A 15377-nucleotide genomic window follows, 5' to 3' on the forward strand; every position below is an offset into this window, starting at 1 on the left:
AAGTCAACGACTTTCTTCGTTTTTCTTCGACTGTCACCGCATCGCGTTGTCCGCTGTGCCGTGTCAGTGAGAGCGCATTATAGGGACTTCCTTTCAGCCCGCAACCGGTATTTATCACAAATTTTATCGTTTGCTGCATTCCACAGCAAAAGGCCGCCTTATACCTTTTTTTGCACAGAATTATCCACAGATGTGGCAAACGCTGAAATTTGACAAGCATCACGCAAACGTTTTCGCTACAATTTCCCCCCTGAAAACCGGACCCCGGTTGCGGGGGCATTAGCTGAATATTCATCTCAACGCCCTGACTTAAGCTTTTAATCAGCAATATTCACATAACGCTCTCTGAATACGAACCTAGCCAAGGGATCACATCATCATGCAACAACATCGTCCTCTCCGTCGTGCTTTGCTCAGTGTGTCTGACAAAGCCGGTATTGTTGAATTCGCTCAAGCGCTGTCTGAACGTGGCGTGGAGCTACTCTCTACGGGCGGCACCGCACGGCTGCTGGCCGACGCCGGATTACCCGTGACGGAAGTGTCGGATTACACCGGATTTCCAGAGATGATGGACGGACGAGTCAAAACGCTGCATCCCAAAGTTCACGGTGGGATTCTCGGCCGCCGAGGCCAAGACGACGCCATCATGGCGCAACATGATATCCAACCGATAGATATGGTCGTTGTGAACCTTTACCCGTTCGCCCAAACGGTCGCAAAAGAGAACTGCACGTTGGCCGACGCCGTTGAAAATATCGATATCGGCGGACCCACGATGGTGCGTTCAGCCGCCAAGAACCACAACGATGTCGCCATCGTGGTAAAAAGCAGCGACTATGCCTCTATTATTAATGAGCTGGATACGCACGAAGGATCGCTGACGTACGAAACCCGTTTCGATCTGGCCATCAAAGCCTTTGAACACACCGCCGCGTACGACAGCATGATCGCCAACTACTTCGGCACCCAGGTTCCGGCCTACCACGGGGATACGTCACGCCCGGCTGGTAACTTCCCTCGCACGCTGAACCTGAACTTCATCAAAAAGCAGGATATGCGCTACGGGGAGAACAGCCATCAGCAGGCCGCTTTCTATATAGAAGAAGAGGTAAAGGAAGCGTCAGTCGCCACCGCGACCCAGTTGCAAGGCAAGGCGCTGTCATACAACAACATCGCTGATACCGACGCGGCGCTGGAATGTGTTAAAGAGTTCGCTGAACCGGCCTGCGTCATTCTTAAACATGCCAACCCTTGCGGTGTCGCCATTGGCGACTCGATTCTCGACGCCTATGAACGCGCCTACCAAACCGACCCGACGTCAGCATTCGGTGGCATCATCGCGTTCAACCGCGAGTTGGACGAAGCCACTGCACAGGCCATTGTCAGCCGTCAGTTCGTCGAAGTGATTATCGCGCCTTCGGTCAGCGACGCTGCGCTGCAGGTGACCGCCGCCAAACAAAACGTCCGGGTACTCACCTGCGGACAATGGCAGCAACATATTCCCAGCCTTGACTTCAAACGCGTCAACGGCGGTTTACTGGTGCAGGATCGCGACCTTGGCATGGTCGACTCCTCACAATTACGGGTGGTGACGGAACGTCAGCCCACTGAAGCGGAGCTCCGCGATGCGCTGTTCTGCTGGAAAGTGGCGAAGTTCGTCAAGTCCAACGCCATTGTCTATGCCCGCGACAACATGACCATCGGCATAGGCGCAGGACAGATGAGCCGGGTTTATTCCGCCAAGATCGCCGGTATCAAAGCTGAGGATGAAGGACTCGTGGTCGAAGGCTCCGTCATGGCGTCCGATGCCTTCTTCCCCTTCCGGGATGGCATTGATGCCGCCGCCGCCGTAGGCATTACCTGCGTTATTCAGCCAGGCGGTTCCATCCGCGACGACGAAGTGATCGCCGCCGCCAATGAGAACGGCATTGCTATGCTATTTACCGACATGCGTCATTTCCGCCATTAATCCGGAGCAAGACTCACCATGAATATTTTAATTATCGGCAACGGCGGGCGCGAACATGCGCTTGGCTGGAAAGCAGCGCAATCTCCCCTGGCGGATAAGGTTTTCGTCGCGCCCGGCAATGCGGGCACCGCATTGGAACCGTCGCTGGAAAACATCGACATCGCCGCAACAGATATTCCGGCGCTGGTCGACTTTGCGAAGCAAAACGACATTGGTCTGACTATCGTTGGGCCCGAAGCGCCGTTGGTCATCGGTATCGTCGATGCTTTCCGTGCAGCGCAACTCCCCATCTTCGGCCCAACTCAGGCCGCGGCGCAGCTCGAAGGTTCTAAAGCGTTTACTAAAGACTTCCTGGCGCGTCATCATATTCCCACGGCGGAATACCAGAACTTTACCGACATTGAACCAGCCATCGCCTATATCCGCGAGAAAGGCGCGCCTATCGTCATTAAGGCGGACGGTTTGGCCGCCGGCAAAGGCGTTATCGTCGCCATGACGTTGGAAGAAGCTGAAAATGCCGTGACGGACATGTTGGCAGGCAACGCATTTGGCGATGCCGGTCACCGCGTCGTCGTCGAGGAGTTCCTGGATGGCGAAGAAGCCAGCTTTATCGTCATGGTCGATGGCGAGCACGTGCTGCCAATGGCCACCAGCCAGGATCATAAGCGCGTGGGGGACGGCGACTCCGGCCCCAATACCGGCGGTATGGGGGCGTACTCTCCGGCTCCGGTCGTCACCGACGAGATCCACCAGCGCGTGATGGACCAGATTATTTGGCCGACCGTACAAGGCATGGCGGCGGAAGGGAACGTCTACACCGGCTTCCTTTATGCGGGACTGATGATCTCCGCCGACGGTCAACCCAAGGTCATCGAATTCAACTGCCGCTTCGGCGATCCTGAAACGCAGCCGATTATGCTGCGTATGCGCTCCGATCTGGTCGCGCTTTGCCTGGCGGCGTGTGATGGCAAACTGGATGAACAGCGTTCTGAGTGGGATGAACGTCCTTCTCTGGGTGTCGTTCTCGCCGCTGGCGGTTATCCGGCTGATTATCGCAAAGGCGACACCATTTCCGGCCTGAGAACGTCGGAAACGGCAGACGGCAAAGTCTTCCATGCCGGCACGGCGCTGAAGGGCAATGATGTGGTAACCAACGGTGGACGAGTCCTTTGCGTGACGGCGCTGGGTGCAAGCGTGAAAGACGCTCAGCGTAATGCCTATGCGCTGGCGAAAGGGATTCGTTGGGAAGGATCTTTCTGTCGTACCGACATCGGTTACCGCGCTATCGACCGGGAACAGTCGCACTCCTGATGCCTTAGCATGATGAGTGAGCCTTCTTGCGGGGGCTCACTCTAACTCGCTCCGTTCTTAGTCGCTCTGTAGCGAATCTGCCGTGGGTTCCCAACGGCAAAAATCTTCATTGGCGACCAGCAGAAGCTGCGTCCCTTCAGGCGACTCCAGCCAGGCAATGCTTAACGGTACGGAAGATCGCTGCTGGCGCTGTACTATGCGTTGCGAGGCTCTGCGGTCCAGACTCGGACGAATGCGTTGACCGTCGCAAGTCACTACCACCCCGTCCTGCCACTGTCCCTGCTTCAATTGAACGTTCCCCGTGCGCATGATGTCGCTCATTTCCAAAAGCCTGCCCGCATCAAACTGATACAGCGCGATATCATCATCGGATAACGGCTCGCGGCGATCGGGTAGCTGACGCTGCATATAGCTGACGGCGCCTTTGGCATCAAAACGCAGACGTACGTCCTCTTTGTCAGGCGCGCTCTTGCTTTGCGTGATTTCACGCACGGCGTTCTGCTGGAATTGGTATCGGGTGATTTGGGTGCTGTGGCCATTAAATGGGCTGAAGACCGTCATCAGTGCCGTTTGCTGCTGAGCCGGGTCGTCTTTGCGCCACACGCGCACTACGCCACGGTCAGAGAGGTATCCCCCGGCATACAACGCGGAGGGTGGCGAGTGGGAGCTACAGGAAACCACCAGGGCGGCTACGCTCCCAATCGCAGTACGTTTAAGAAAAAGCAAAAGGGGCGAAATCGCCCCTCTGTTCAAACCTTTTCTTAGCATGCGCTTATTTTACAGCGTCTTTCAGTGCTTTACCGGAAACAAATGCAGGCACGTTGGCAGCTGCGATTTTGATTTCTTTACCCGTCTGCGGGTTGCGGCCAGTGCGCTCATTACGATGATTGACTTTGAAAGTACCAAAACCAACTAATTGTACTGCATCACCTTCTTTCAGAGACTCAGTAATTGCCGCCAGAGTAGCTTCCAATGCAGCTTTAGCCTGGGTCTTGGAAAGGTCAGCCTTGTCAGCAATTACATCAATCAGTTGAGTCTTATTCATAAGTTATCCTTACAGTGTGTTTATCGCTTGCTAAGCATCGAGTGCGACGGAAATGCCATTAAAGCACTCTCCTGCATATACGCACCGACAGCCACTTTTTTTACGCCCCCCAAATGTAGACCAGACGGGGTGCGGTGTGAAGCCCTTAGAGCGGCCATTTAAGACCTTAAATCACGTTTTACCGGTTATTGATATAAATTTATCCCAATATTGCTGCTTCCCGCCTCGCGCAGGTCGGCGCGAAGACCTTTGATCAGCTCGATATCACGCTCTTCACAGGCCGCCAACAGGCGGAAGATCTCCCACTGGAGATCCCATTCCTCTTCAATTGCAGGAATGACGTTGAGTTCCTCATCCGTCATTTCTCTGCCAGCCTGAGTCATCTCCAACATCGCTACCGTTCTAATGGAGGTTTCACTAATCACGATAGCATGCGACAGCGTTTCACCGCTCAGGCGAGAGTGAACTAACTCCCCTAAAGCGATACAAGCATCTATCGCTGGATAGACCCCGTAAAGATCATAGTCGTCAGCGGATGGAACCGCATCCTCCAGCTTTTCCAACTGAAGGTCAAAGTTAACCTTAGCATCTTTGACCACCAGTGTTTCCCAAATCAGATCGAGGATGCGACGGTATACCTGCGCATCGCCAAATTCCGTCTGGCGGCAGAACTCATGGTAGTTGGGATACATGCGTTCACAGAGGCTCGCCATGAAAGTGACATGCTGCCAGCTTTCCAGTTTCTCCAGACGCAAATGAATGGGATTACGTAACATGTTTTATCTCTAACGTGACGGACCGCAGTGTAGCCAAAAACGGCCAGCGGCCCTATTCCTGAATTCCTAAAAAACGCTGGCGCGATTATCTACAGTGTTTGCTGATGTTGCCAGCGCTGAAATGCAATTCGGTTTGACGCCGCCGCGTCGGCCCAACGCGTGGGCTCCGGCAAGCGGTAGCCGCGCGTGCAGCGTTTCACCCACAACAACGCCGTTTCCAAACCGACCCGATGCCCGGTTGAGACAAACAGCGGGTTGCAGCGTAATTTACTGCGCCATACCCAGCCAATCTGTTCGCCTTTGTCCATCAGCGGCTGCTGACTGTCGACGTCGGCATCCAGCGCAGCATACTGACCACACAGACGGCGTTTGGCCACGCCGATGGTGGGCACGTCGACCATCAGCCCAAAATGGCTGGCGACGCCCAGGCGGCGAGGATGGGAAATACCATGACCGTCCACGAACAGCAGATCCGGTGAGTGACGCAGTGATTTCCACGCTGCCATCAGCGCGGGGGCCTCGCGAAAAGAGAGCAATCCCGGGATATAAGGCATCGTCGTCGGGATACGCGCGATCTGATACTCCACCAGCTCAAGCGACGGATACGCCAATACGGCTATCGCCGCCCGGGTCACCGTGCCCTCCTGCTCAAACCCGACGTCCGCACCGCCAATCAATGCTGGCTGTTCGAACGGGAGCGCATCATGACGGACGACCTGAGCCGCCTTGATTAACTGTTCAGCCCGTAAAGACTGAGTGTCAATCATGCCTTCTCCTGATGATAAGGCCGGGACAGGCGATGTACTGCGTCCACGAATGCTCCGGCGTGTTCCGGCGGTACATCCTGATGGATGCCGTGACCGAGGTTGAAAACGTGGCCATTGCCCGGACCAAAACTTTCCAAAATGGTGCTCACTTCCTGTTCGATACGAGCTGGCGGAGCATAGAGCATGGACGGGTCCATATTGCCCTGCAGCGCAACCTTGTCGCCCACACGACGCCGAGCGTCGGCGATATCCGTTGTCCAATCCAGACCCAGCGCGTCGCAGCCTGTTTCGACCATCGCTTCCAGCCACTGTCCGCCGCCTTTGGTGAACAGCGTCACCGGCACGCGGCGGCCCTCATGCTCGCGCAGCAAACCATCGACGATCTTGTGCATGTAGTGCAGCGAAAATTCGCGATAGTCACGACCGCTGAGCGCGCCGCCCCAGGTATCGAAAATCATGACCGCCTGAGCGCCCGCTTTGATCTGTGCGTTCAGGTAAAGGATGACGCTGTCCGCCAGCTTATCCAGCAACAGATGCAGCGTGCGCGGTTCAGCGAACAGCATCTTTTTGATAACGGTAAACGCTTTGCTGCTGCCACCTTCGACCATATAGGTCGCCAGCGTCCACGGACTGCCGGAGAAACCAATCAGCGGGACTTCGCCCGCCAGATGACGACGGATGGTGCGTACGGCGTTCATCACGTAGCCCAGTTCCTGTTCCGGGTCGGGGATCGGCAGCGCCGCGACCTCGGCATGGCTTCTTAACGGATGACGAAAACGCGGACCTTCGCCCGCTTCAAAATAGAGTCCCAATCCCATCGCATCGGGGATCGTCAGAATATCGGAGAACAGAATGGCTGCGTCCAGCGCATAGCGTCGCAGCGGCTGCAGCGTCACTTCGCACGCCAGCTCGGCATTCTTGCACAACGACATGAAATCTCCGGCCTGAGCGCGCGTCGCTTTATATTCCGGCAGATAACGCCCCGCCTGACGCATCATCCAAACGGGCGTGACATCAACAGGCTGACGTAATAGAGCGCGTAAATAGCGATCGTTTTTAAGGTCGGTCATGATCTTTTCCTTTTGGCGCCTGAACGGCAGGCGCGTAGGTCGCTGTGGTCTGGGTATTTCAGGCGGCAGTGTAGCGGGTTGACTTCCCTCAGGCTACACGCATGACGCAGACGGATTAGCCGTCGGCTTCTCGGCACATCACCACCGTATCTTCTATCAGTCGGCGCGCCACGGTTCCCGGCGGCGGCAGGATCGGCAGCTTGTCGTAACGGAACCAGGCGGCATCGCGGAGCTCGGACGGATCGTGACGCAGTTCGCCGTCGGCATACTCCGCAATATAGGCCATCATCAGAGAATGGGGGAACGGCCAGGGCTGAGAACTGACATATTGCAGGTTTTTAATGCGAATATTGCTCTCTTCCATGACTTCTCTGGCCACAGCTTGTTCGAGCGTTTCACCCAGCTCGACAAACCCGGCCAACGCGGTGTACATGTTGCCCCGGTGACGGACATGCTGCGCCAGCAAAATCTCAGTACCACGACGAATCGCCACGATGACGCAGGGCGCAATCTGCGGATAGTAACGTTCCCGGCAGTGACCACACAGGCAGGCCAGCTCGGTTTTACTGTGGTGCATCTCATGACCACAGTAGCCGCAGAAACGGTGGGCGCGATAAAAATCGGCCAGCTGAATTCCCCGGCCCGCCAGTTGGAATAACCCGCTTTCCACATCCAGCAGTTGACGCAGCGATCCCATCTCTTCGGCCATGGTCTGACGCACCAGCCAGACAGGCTCCCCCTGCCATTCGCCAATCCGGCGGGCGGCGCATGCTTTCAGTCCCCATTGGGTGGAAGAACCGTGCGGCAGTCTCCCCTCAGGCAACCAAATCTGATTATTCTCGCCGACAACCCACCAGCCGAGCTCTTCACCTGTTAACGTTACTTCCATCTCTTCTATCGCCCTCTGTCACCGAGTCTATGGCTATGATGTGTAGATATAGACAACATTAATGCATATAAATCAGACGCTCTACGCTTTAGCACCATACCATGCCATAGAAACTCGTTCCGCAGTTCTGTCTCCTCGCCGCGTTCAGCCCGCAATAGTGTTTTTCAATGAAATTCCCCTCAGGGAGGACGATTTATCGCACATTTCGCGAAAAATAAGGCCACTGTCAGCAACAGGCATTTTCTATCGTCTTAACGCTTGATGTCCTACAACAGACGTGCGCGTTGTCTTCACCTAACGCCGTTCTCCGCCTTTGACAGCGACACATTGCCAGCATAGAGTGTAGGCGATTGACCTCGCCCAGCGCATCGGGCGTTATCTTGTCGGAGTGCCTAGCGTCGCGGTAACGCGTGCGGGCTGAGACCGTTAATTCGGGATCCGCGGAACCTGATCAGGTTAAAACCTGCGAAGGGAACAAGAGTAATTTTTATCCTTTTCCCCAGACAAAGCTGTCATCACCCGGGGAAAAAGAAACGTCTCCATTACTCCATCCGAACTCCAGACAAGCAATGTTTCCTTTTATCCAAACAGGAATTTGCTATGTCTACAGAAAAAAAAACCTCAGGACGCCGCGAGCAACGCGCCTCCGCACAACGTTTTATCGACGAGGTGCAGGGCACCGCTTTTCCGCAATCGCAGCGCATTTATCTGACCGGCTCACGGCCCGACATCCGCGTCCCTCTGCGGGAAATCCAACTCAGTCCTACGCTGCTCGGGGGAAACCGGGAAGCACCTCGTTACGAACGGAATGAGCCGATACCGGTCTACGACACCGCCGGACCTTATGGCGATCCCGACGCCGTCCCCGATGTTCGCCGTGGGCTGGCTCGCCTGAGAACCGCCTGGATTGAGGAACGCGGCGACACCGAACGCTTATCCCAGCTCAGTTCCGGATTTACCCAGCAACGTCTGGCCGATGCCGGTCTGGACCATCTGCGCTTCGAACATCTGCCCCAGCCCCGCCGTGCTCAGACCGGTAAACGCGTCACCCAGCTGCACTACGCCCGTCAGGGGATCATCACGCCGGAAATGGAGTTCATCGCCCTGCGGGAAAATATGGGGCGCGAGCGTGTGTCTAACCCGACACTGCGCCAGCAACACCCCGGCCAGAGTTTTGGCGCTCATCTGCCACAGACCATCACGCCCGAGTTTGTTCGTCAGGAAGTGGCCGCTGGCCGCGCAATCATCCCCGCCAACATCAACCATCCAGAATCCGAACCGATGATCATTGGCCGCAACTTTTTGGTCAAAGTGAACGCCAATATCGGCAATTCGGCGGTCACTTCCTCCATTGAAGAAGAAGTGGAGAAACTGGTGTGGTCCACCCGCTGGGGAGCCGACACCGTGATGGACCTGTCTACCGGCCGTTATATCCACGAGACGCGCGAGTGGATCTTGCGCAACAGCCCGGTCCCTATCGGGACGGTACCCATTTATCAGGCGCTGGAGAAGGTCAACGGCGTCGCGGAGAACCTGACCTGGGAGATGTTCCGCGACACTCTGCTAGAGCAGGCCGAACAGGGCGTCGACTACTTCACCATCCACGCGGGCGTGCTGCTGCGCTATGTGCCGATGACCGCTCAACGCCTGACCGGCATCGTCTCACGCGGTGGGTCCATCATGGCGAAGTGGTGTCTGTCGCATCACAAAGAGAGCTTCCTGTACGAGCATTTCCGCGAGATATGTGAAATTTGCAGCGCGTACGATATCGCCCTTTCGCTGGGCGACGGCCTACGGCCCGGCTCGATTCAGGACGCCAACGACGAGGCGCAGTTCGCCGAATTGCATACTCTGGGCGAACTGACCCACATTGCCTGGGAGTACGACGTTCAGGTGATGATTGAAGGTCCGGGCCATGTCCCGATGCAGATGATCCGCCGCAATATGACCGAAGAGCTGGAGCACTGCCACGAAGCGCCTTTTTATACTCTCGGCCCGCTCACCACGGATATCGCGCCGGGCTATGACCACTTCACCTCTGGCATCGGCGCCGCCATGATCGGCTGGTTCGGTTGCGCCATGCTGTGTTACGTCACTCCTAAAGAGCACCTGGGGCTGCCGAACAAAGAGGATGTAAAGCAGGGGTTGATCACTTACAAGATCGCCGCGCACGCCGCGGATCTGGCGAAAGGTCATCCGGGGGCGCAGATCCGCGACAACGCGATGTCGAAAGCCCGCTTCGAATTTCGCTGGGAAGACCAGTTCAACCTGGCTTTAGATCCGGAGACCGCGCGAGCCTACCACGATGAAACGCTGCCGCAGGAATCCGGCAAGGTGGCTCACTTCTGCTCCATGTGCGGCCCGAAGTTTTGCTCCATGAAAATTTCTCAGGAGGTCCGGGACTACGCCGCGCAACAACAGGCGGATGCCCAACCGATTGACGTCGGCATGGCAAAAATGTCGGCAGAATTCCGTGCTCACGGCAGCGAACTGTATGTGCCGCAGGAGGATGCCTGATGAACGCCCCCCTGCTTGCTTTCCCCGCAGTGGAATCACGACTAGGGCTCTACCCAGTGGTCGACAGCGTTGAGTGGATCGAACGACTGCTCCGAGTGGGTGTGAAAACGCTTCAACTGCGGATCAAAGACCAGCCGGACGATCGGGTTGAGGCCGCCGTGATTCAAACGATCGCGCTCGCCCGTCGCTATCAGGCACGCCTGTTCATCAACGATCACTGGCAGCTGGCCGTGAAACATCAGGCCTACGGCGTCCATCTAGGCCAGGAGGATCTGGATACCGCCGATCTGCAGGCGATCCGCCGCGCCGGACTCCGGCTGGGGGTTTCTACCCATGATGATCACGAGCTGGCGCGCGCCGTCGCTATCGCCCCGTCCTACATCGCGCTGGGCCATATTTTCCCAACCCGGACCAAAGAGATGCCGTCAGCGCCGCAGGGACTGGCCGAACTGGCGCGTCATATCAGTGAACTGGCGGGACGCTTTCCCACGGTCGCTATCGGCGGCATCAGCATCGAACGAGTCCCTTCAGTGCTGGCGACAGGCGTCGGCAGCATCGCCGTCGTGAGCGCGATTACTCAGGCGGCGGACTGGCGACAGGCGACGGCGACCTTGCTGCGTCTGATCGAAAACCGGGAGGCGTAACATGCTGAACGATGAGGCATTTATGCGCTACAGCCGCCAGCTGTTGCTGGAAGATATCGGCCCTGTTGGTCAACAGCGGCTGGCTGACGCCACCGTGTTGTTGGTCGGGCTCGGCGGTCTGGGCGCGCCCTGTGCGCTCTATCTGGCGGCCGCAGGCGTCGGCAAACTGCTGCTGGCGGATCATGACACGCTGCATCTCTCCAACCTGCAACGCCAAGTGCTCTACCGCACTGAAGATATCGCGCAGCCTAAAGCGACGCTGGCTCAGCGCCAGCTGTCGGCGCTGAACCCGGACATCGCCATCGAGCCATTGCAGACACGACTGGAAGGCGAGGCGCTGGCTTACGCGGTTGGCCGCGCAGACCTGGTGCTGGACTGTAGCGACAACATGGCGACCCGCCATGCTGTCAACGCCGCCTGCGTTCGGGCCGGAAAACCGTTAGTCAGCGCCAGCGCCGTCGGCTTCGGCGGTCAGCTGCTGGTGCTGACGCCCCCCTACCTTCACGGCTGCTACGCCTGCCTTTATCCAGACGCGACCGAGCCTGTTCGCAACTGCCGCACCGCTGGCGTACTGGGTCCAGTTGTTGGGGTTATGGGGACGTTGCAGGCGCTGGAGGCCATCAAACTGCTATGCGGACTGCCGTCAACCTTGGACGGCAAGCTGAGGCTGTTCGACGCCCGCCAGCAGCACTGGAATACCTTGCAACTCTCCCCCGCTGCGGGCTGTCCAGTCTGCGGGAGCGCCGTATGAAAATTCATATCAATGAGGAAACCGTCACGCTGGAGGAGCCGATCAGCGTGGAGCAACTGTTGCAACGGTTGGATCGTCTGCAGCCGGGCACCGCGCTGGCGATCAATCAGATCGTCATCCCTCGCCCCGACTGGAGCACCTGTCAGGTGCAGGACGGGGACGACATTTTGCTCTTTCAAGCGATAGCAGGAGGATAAATGCTCACCATCGCAGGAACCACATTTACATCCCGGTTGCTGGCTGGCACCGGTAAGTTCGCCAGCGCGGAGATCATGAGCGCGGCGTTACAGGCGGCGGGCTCCCAACTGGTCACGCTGGCGATGAAACGCGTTAGCCTTTCCGGCGACAGCGACGCCCTTCTCGCCCCCCTACAGCGGCTGGGCGTTCACCTGCTGCCGAATACCTCCGGGGCCAAAACGGCCGAGGAAGCGGTCTTCGCCGCCCATCTCGCTCGTGAAGCGCTGGGGACACGTTGGATTAAGCTCGAGATTCATCCCGACATGAAATACCTGCTGCCCGACCCGGTGGAAACGCTAAAGGCGGCGGCACAGCTGGTGAAAGAAGGATTTATCGTGCTGCCTTACTGCGGCGCCGATCCGGTCCTGTGCAAACGACTGGAGGCCGTCGGCTGCGCTGCCGTCATGCCGCTCGGAGCGCCGATTGGTTCTAATCAGGGACTGCAAACGCGCGACTTCCTCAGGATCATCATCGAACAAGCACAGGTACCGGTCGTTATCGACGCGGGGATCGGCGCGCCCAGTCAGGCCGCCGAGGCCATCGAGATGGGCGCGGATGCCGTACTGGTCAATACGGCGATGGCCGTCGCCCGCGACCCGGTTAGCATGGCCCGCGCCTTTCGGCTGGCCGTTGAGGCTGGCGCGCTGGCGGCGGAGTCCGGCTTAGGTGCGCGTCAATCCCACGCCAGCGCCACCAGCCCCCTGACCGGTTTTCTGCAACAGCCTCAAACGGGAGCAGGCTCATGAGTGAAGGATTTTATCGTCGCTGGGAGACGCTCGACTGGGACGACCTCCGTTGTCGCATCAACGGTAAAACGTCTGCCGACGTCATCCGAGCATTGAACGCCGACCGGCCCGATCGCGACGACTTTATGGCGTTGATTTCGCCCGCCGCGGCAGGCTACCTCGAGCCGCTGGCGCAGCGCGCGCAACGTCTTACCCGCCAGCGCTTCGGCAACACGGTGGGATTCTACGTTCCGCTCTATTTGTCCAACCTGTGCGCCAACGACTGCACCTATTGCGGGTTTTCGATGAGCAATCGGATTAAGCGCAAGATCCTGAATGACGAGGAAATACAGCGAGAGTGCCGTGCGATCCGCCAGCTTGGGTTCGACCAGCTGCTGCTGGTTGCTGGCGAACATCAGGGCAAGGTGGGGATGGACTACTTTCGACGCGTGCTGCCGCTGATCAGGCCGCACTTCAGCTCGATGATGATGGAGGTGCAGCCGCTGTCGACGGAAGAGTATGCCGAGCTAAAGACGCTGGGGCTGGACGGCGTGATGGTCTATCAGGAAACCTATCACGCGCCGACCTACGCGCGGCATCACCTGCGGGGACGCAAACAGGATTTCGCCTGGCGGCTAGCCACGCCGGATCGTCTCGGCATGGCTGGGATCGACAAGATCGGTCTTGGGGCGTTGATCGGCCTGTCGGACAGCTGGCGCGTGGACTGCTATATGGTGGCGGAACACCTGCTCGATCTGCAACAACGTTACTGGCAGAGCCGCTTCTCGCTCTCGTTTCCACGCCTGCGACCGTGTGCTGGCGGTATTGAACCGGCTTCGCTGATGGACGAGGCGCAGCTGATGCAGACAATTTGCGCATTCCGGCTGCTGGCGCCGGACGTTGAGCTATCGCTGTCCACACGTGAATCGCCATTTTTTCGCGATCATATGGTGCCCATCGCCATCAACAGCGTCAGTGCCTTCTCCAAAACGCAGCCGGGCGGCTACGCCGACAACCATCCGGAGCTTGAGCAGTTCGCTCCTCATGACGCTCGGCGGCCGGAGGCGGTGGCGGACGCGATAACCCGCGCCGGCCTACAGCCCGTGTGGAAAGATTGGGACGGCTATCTGGGAAGATCGCGCACTCCGTCGCATCTCGACTGAATGCGCCGCGATGTCTTGAACGCCGGACATCGCGGTTCTTCCTCCTTAGGCCTGAGGGGATCAGGCTCTGCAGGCGAGCGTCATCTCCCGCTCGATTTCTTCCCCAATCATCTTCAACGCCCTTTCCGTTTTCTCTGTGCAGGGCAACGCATAGTTCAGACGCAGACAGTTGCGATATTTACCCGATGCCGAGAACAGCGAACCTACGGCGACCTGCGTATCGCGTTCAGCCAGACGACGATTCAATCGGATGCCGTCGAAAGCTTCCGGCAGTTCTATCCACATCAAAAAGCCACCCTGTGGTCGGCTGACGCAGATCCCTTCGGGGAAATAGTGGCGGACAAAGCTGGTGAAGCGACACTGATTGCGCTGGTACTGCGCCCGCATGCGTCTCAGGTGCGGCAGGTAGTGACCCTGACGAATAAACTCGGCGACCGCTGATTGTGTCTGGATGACGCCGCCGCCGCTGTTCACGTACTTCATATGCAGTACGCGGTCGAGATACCGTCCCGGCGCGACCCAGCCCACCCTCAGGCCCGGCGCCATAACCTTCGAAAAGGAGCTACACAACAACACCCGCCCATCGTCATCCAACGACTTCAAGGTCATCGGCCGCGGGTACTCGTAAGCCAGTTCCCCGTAGACGTCATCTTCAATCACGGCGATATCAAAACGCTGCGCCAACGTCATCAATCCCCGTTTACGCGCCTCCGGCATGATAAAACCCAACGGATTGTTGCAGTTCGGCACCACGAACACTGCCTTGATCGGCCACTGATCCAGCGCTAATTCCAGCGCCTCCAGACTGAGGCCATTGACCGAATCCGTCGGAATTTCAATGACTTTTACCCCGTAGCTCCGCAGCGTCTGCATCATCCCGTAAAACGCCGGGGATTCGACAGCGATGATGTCTCCCGGCTGACAGACCGCCCGCAGGCACAGAAACAGCGCTTCCTGACACCCCGTCGTGGTGACAATGTCGTCGGCGCTCAGCGTGCATCCGCTGTCGACCGCCAGCCGCGCAATTTGCTCGCGCAACGCCGTCACGCCAAGCAAACCGCCGTATTGCAATAGCGAGATATCCTGCTTCATGCCCTGTCGGCTGATGATTTTCCATAACGGTTTGAGGGTGGTCGACGTGACGTCCGGCATGCCGCTGCCCAGCTGCATGACATCGCTTTCCTTCCGTACGTCCAACAACCCTCGCACCGCGTCCCAATGGGTAATTTCAACCGGCCGCTGTGCCGGGCGCGTAATGGCGGGAATGGGCGGCGCGGCATAACGCGCAGAGACAAAGTAGCCCGAGCGGGGCTGCGGGGAGATCAGCATCTGCTCTTCCAGCAGATGGTAAGCCTGTTGAACCGTACTGATACTGACGCCATGCTCCTGCGAGAGGATTCTGACCGACGGCAGACGTTCCCCAGGCTGATAAAGCCCTTGTTGAATGCGCTGCGCCAACAAGGTGGCAAGATGCTGATAGCGAGTCATGAAAGTATCCTACCTTGAAGCGTTA

16 protein-coding genes and 1 riboswitch are annotated in these 15377 nt (G+C 57.8%); of the genes, 8 read left to right on the top strand and 8 right to left on the bottom strand.

The window, feature by feature from the left end:
- On the bottom strand, window positions 1–295 hold a 295-nt coding region (locus tag Q7O77_RS01695; protein ID WP_304162908.1), incomplete at its 3' end, for a hypothetical protein.
- 84 nt (window positions 296–379) lie between these two features.
- Here Q7O77_RS01695 and purH point away from each other — a divergent pair.
- Both purH and purD read left to right on the top strand, forming a co-directional pair.
- A complete protein-coding gene (gene purH, locus Q7O77_RS01700) occupies window positions 380–1969 on the top strand; it encodes a bifunctional phosphoribosylaminoimidazolecarboxamide formyltransferase/IMP cyclohydrolase (RefSeq protein ID WP_304162911.1) in 1590 nt (529 codons plus the stop codon).
- Between the two features lie 18 nt (window positions 1970–1987).
- Entirely contained in the window at window positions 1988–3280 is a 1293-nt protein-coding gene (gene purD / locus Q7O77_RS01705; RefSeq protein WP_094118847.1) for a phosphoribosylamine--glycine ligase, read from the top strand.
- A gap of 57 nt (window positions 3281–3337) precedes the next feature.
- Here purD and Q7O77_RS01710 read toward each other — a convergent pair whose 3' ends face one another.
- From Q7O77_RS01710 to nudC, 6 genes are all read right to left on the bottom strand, one after another.
- The gene (locus Q7O77_RS01710) at window positions 3338–4048 is read right to left on the bottom strand and encodes a DUF1481 domain-containing protein (RefSeq protein WP_304162916.1); all 711 of its coding nucleotides are present in this window, start codon (window positions 4046–4048) and stop codon (window positions 3338–3340) included.
- Window positions 4049–4052: 4 nt separating this feature from the next.
- On the bottom strand, window positions 4053–4325 hold the full coding sequence (gene hupA / locus Q7O77_RS01715; RefSeq protein WP_012882985.1) for a nucleoid-associated protein HU-alpha: 273 nt from the start codon (window positions 4323–4325) through the stop codon (window positions 4053–4055).
- Window positions 4326–4510: 185 nt separating this feature from the next.
- The gene (locus Q7O77_RS01720; protein WP_304162959.1) at window positions 4511–5101 is read right to left on the bottom strand and encodes a YjaG family protein; all 591 of its coding nucleotides are present in this window, start codon (window positions 5099–5101) and stop codon (window positions 4511–4513) included.
- 89 nt (window positions 5102–5190) lie between these two features.
- The gene (gene nfi / locus Q7O77_RS01725) at window positions 5191–5868 is read right to left on the bottom strand and encodes a deoxyribonuclease V (RefSeq protein WP_304162962.1); all 678 of its coding nucleotides are present in this window, start codon (window positions 5866–5868) and stop codon (window positions 5191–5193) included.
- A complete protein-coding gene (gene hemE, locus Q7O77_RS01730; RefSeq protein ID WP_304162965.1) occupies window positions 5865–6938 on the bottom strand; it encodes a uroporphyrinogen decarboxylase in 1074 nt (357 codons plus the stop codon). Before hemE ends, nfi begins: the two co-directional genes overlap by 4 nt.
- Window positions 6939–7053: 115 nt before the next feature.
- Complete coding sequence (gene nudC, locus Q7O77_RS01735; RefSeq protein ID WP_304162968.1) at window positions 7054–7827, bottom strand: NAD(+) diphosphatase; 774 nt, start codon at window positions 7825–7827, stop codon at window positions 7054–7056.
- A 374-nt stretch (window positions 7828–8201) separates the two neighbouring features.
- Window positions 8202–8318, top strand: a riboswitch (TPP riboswitch).
- A gap of 109 nt (window positions 8319–8427) precedes the next feature.
- Here nudC and thiC point away from each other — a divergent pair.
- The 6 genes from thiC to thiH are packed head-to-tail and all read left to right on the top strand — an operon-like array spanning window position 8428 to window position 13864.
- Window positions 8428–10344: a phosphomethylpyrimidine synthase ThiC gene (gene thiC / locus Q7O77_RS01740; RefSeq protein WP_304162971.1), complete on the top strand. Its 1917-nt coding sequence runs from the start codon at window positions 8428–8430 to the stop codon at window positions 10342–10344.
- Window positions 10344–10988 (top strand): thiamine phosphate synthase, encoded by a 645-nt coding sequence (gene thiE, locus Q7O77_RS01745; protein ID WP_304162973.1) that lies wholly within the window; start codon window positions 10344–10346, stop codon window positions 10986–10988. Before thiC ends, thiE begins: the two co-directional genes overlap by 1 nt.
- Before the next feature lies 1 nt (window position 10989).
- Window positions 10990–11739 carry a HesA/MoeB/ThiF family protein gene (locus tag Q7O77_RS01750; protein ID WP_304162976.1) on the top strand — a complete coding sequence of 250 codons (750 nt, stop codon included), beginning with the start codon at window positions 10990–10992 and terminating at the stop codon, window positions 11737–11739.
- Entirely contained in the window at window positions 11736–11936 is a 201-nt protein-coding gene (thiS, locus tag Q7O77_RS01755; protein WP_304162979.1) for a sulfur carrier protein ThiS, read from the top strand. Before Q7O77_RS01750 ends, thiS begins: the two co-directional genes overlap by 4 nt.
- Window positions 11937–12722, top strand: coding sequence for a thiazole synthase (locus Q7O77_RS01760; protein WP_304162982.1), 786 nt, complete (start codon window positions 11937–11939; stop codon window positions 12720–12722).
- Window positions 12719–13864 (top strand): 2-iminoacetate synthase ThiH, encoded by a 1146-nt coding sequence (thiH, locus tag Q7O77_RS01765; RefSeq protein WP_304162985.1) that lies wholly within the window; start codon window positions 12719–12721, stop codon window positions 13862–13864. Before Q7O77_RS01760 ends, thiH begins: the two co-directional genes overlap by 4 nt.
- A gap of 60 nt (window positions 13865–13924) precedes the next feature.
- On the opposite strand, the gene Q7O77_RS01770 is transcribed toward thiH, so the two are convergent.
- A complete protein-coding gene (locus Q7O77_RS01770) occupies window positions 13925–15352 on the bottom strand; it encodes a PLP-dependent aminotransferase family protein (protein WP_085653058.1) in 1428 nt (475 codons plus the stop codon).
- Between the last annotated feature and the right edge of the window lie 25 nt (window positions 15353–15377).

This window comes from Lonsdalea britannica (genome assembly GCF_946477055.1).
Classification (GTDB): domain Bacteria; phylum Pseudomonadota; class Gammaproteobacteria; order Enterobacterales; family Enterobacteriaceae; genus Lonsdalea; species Lonsdalea britannica_A.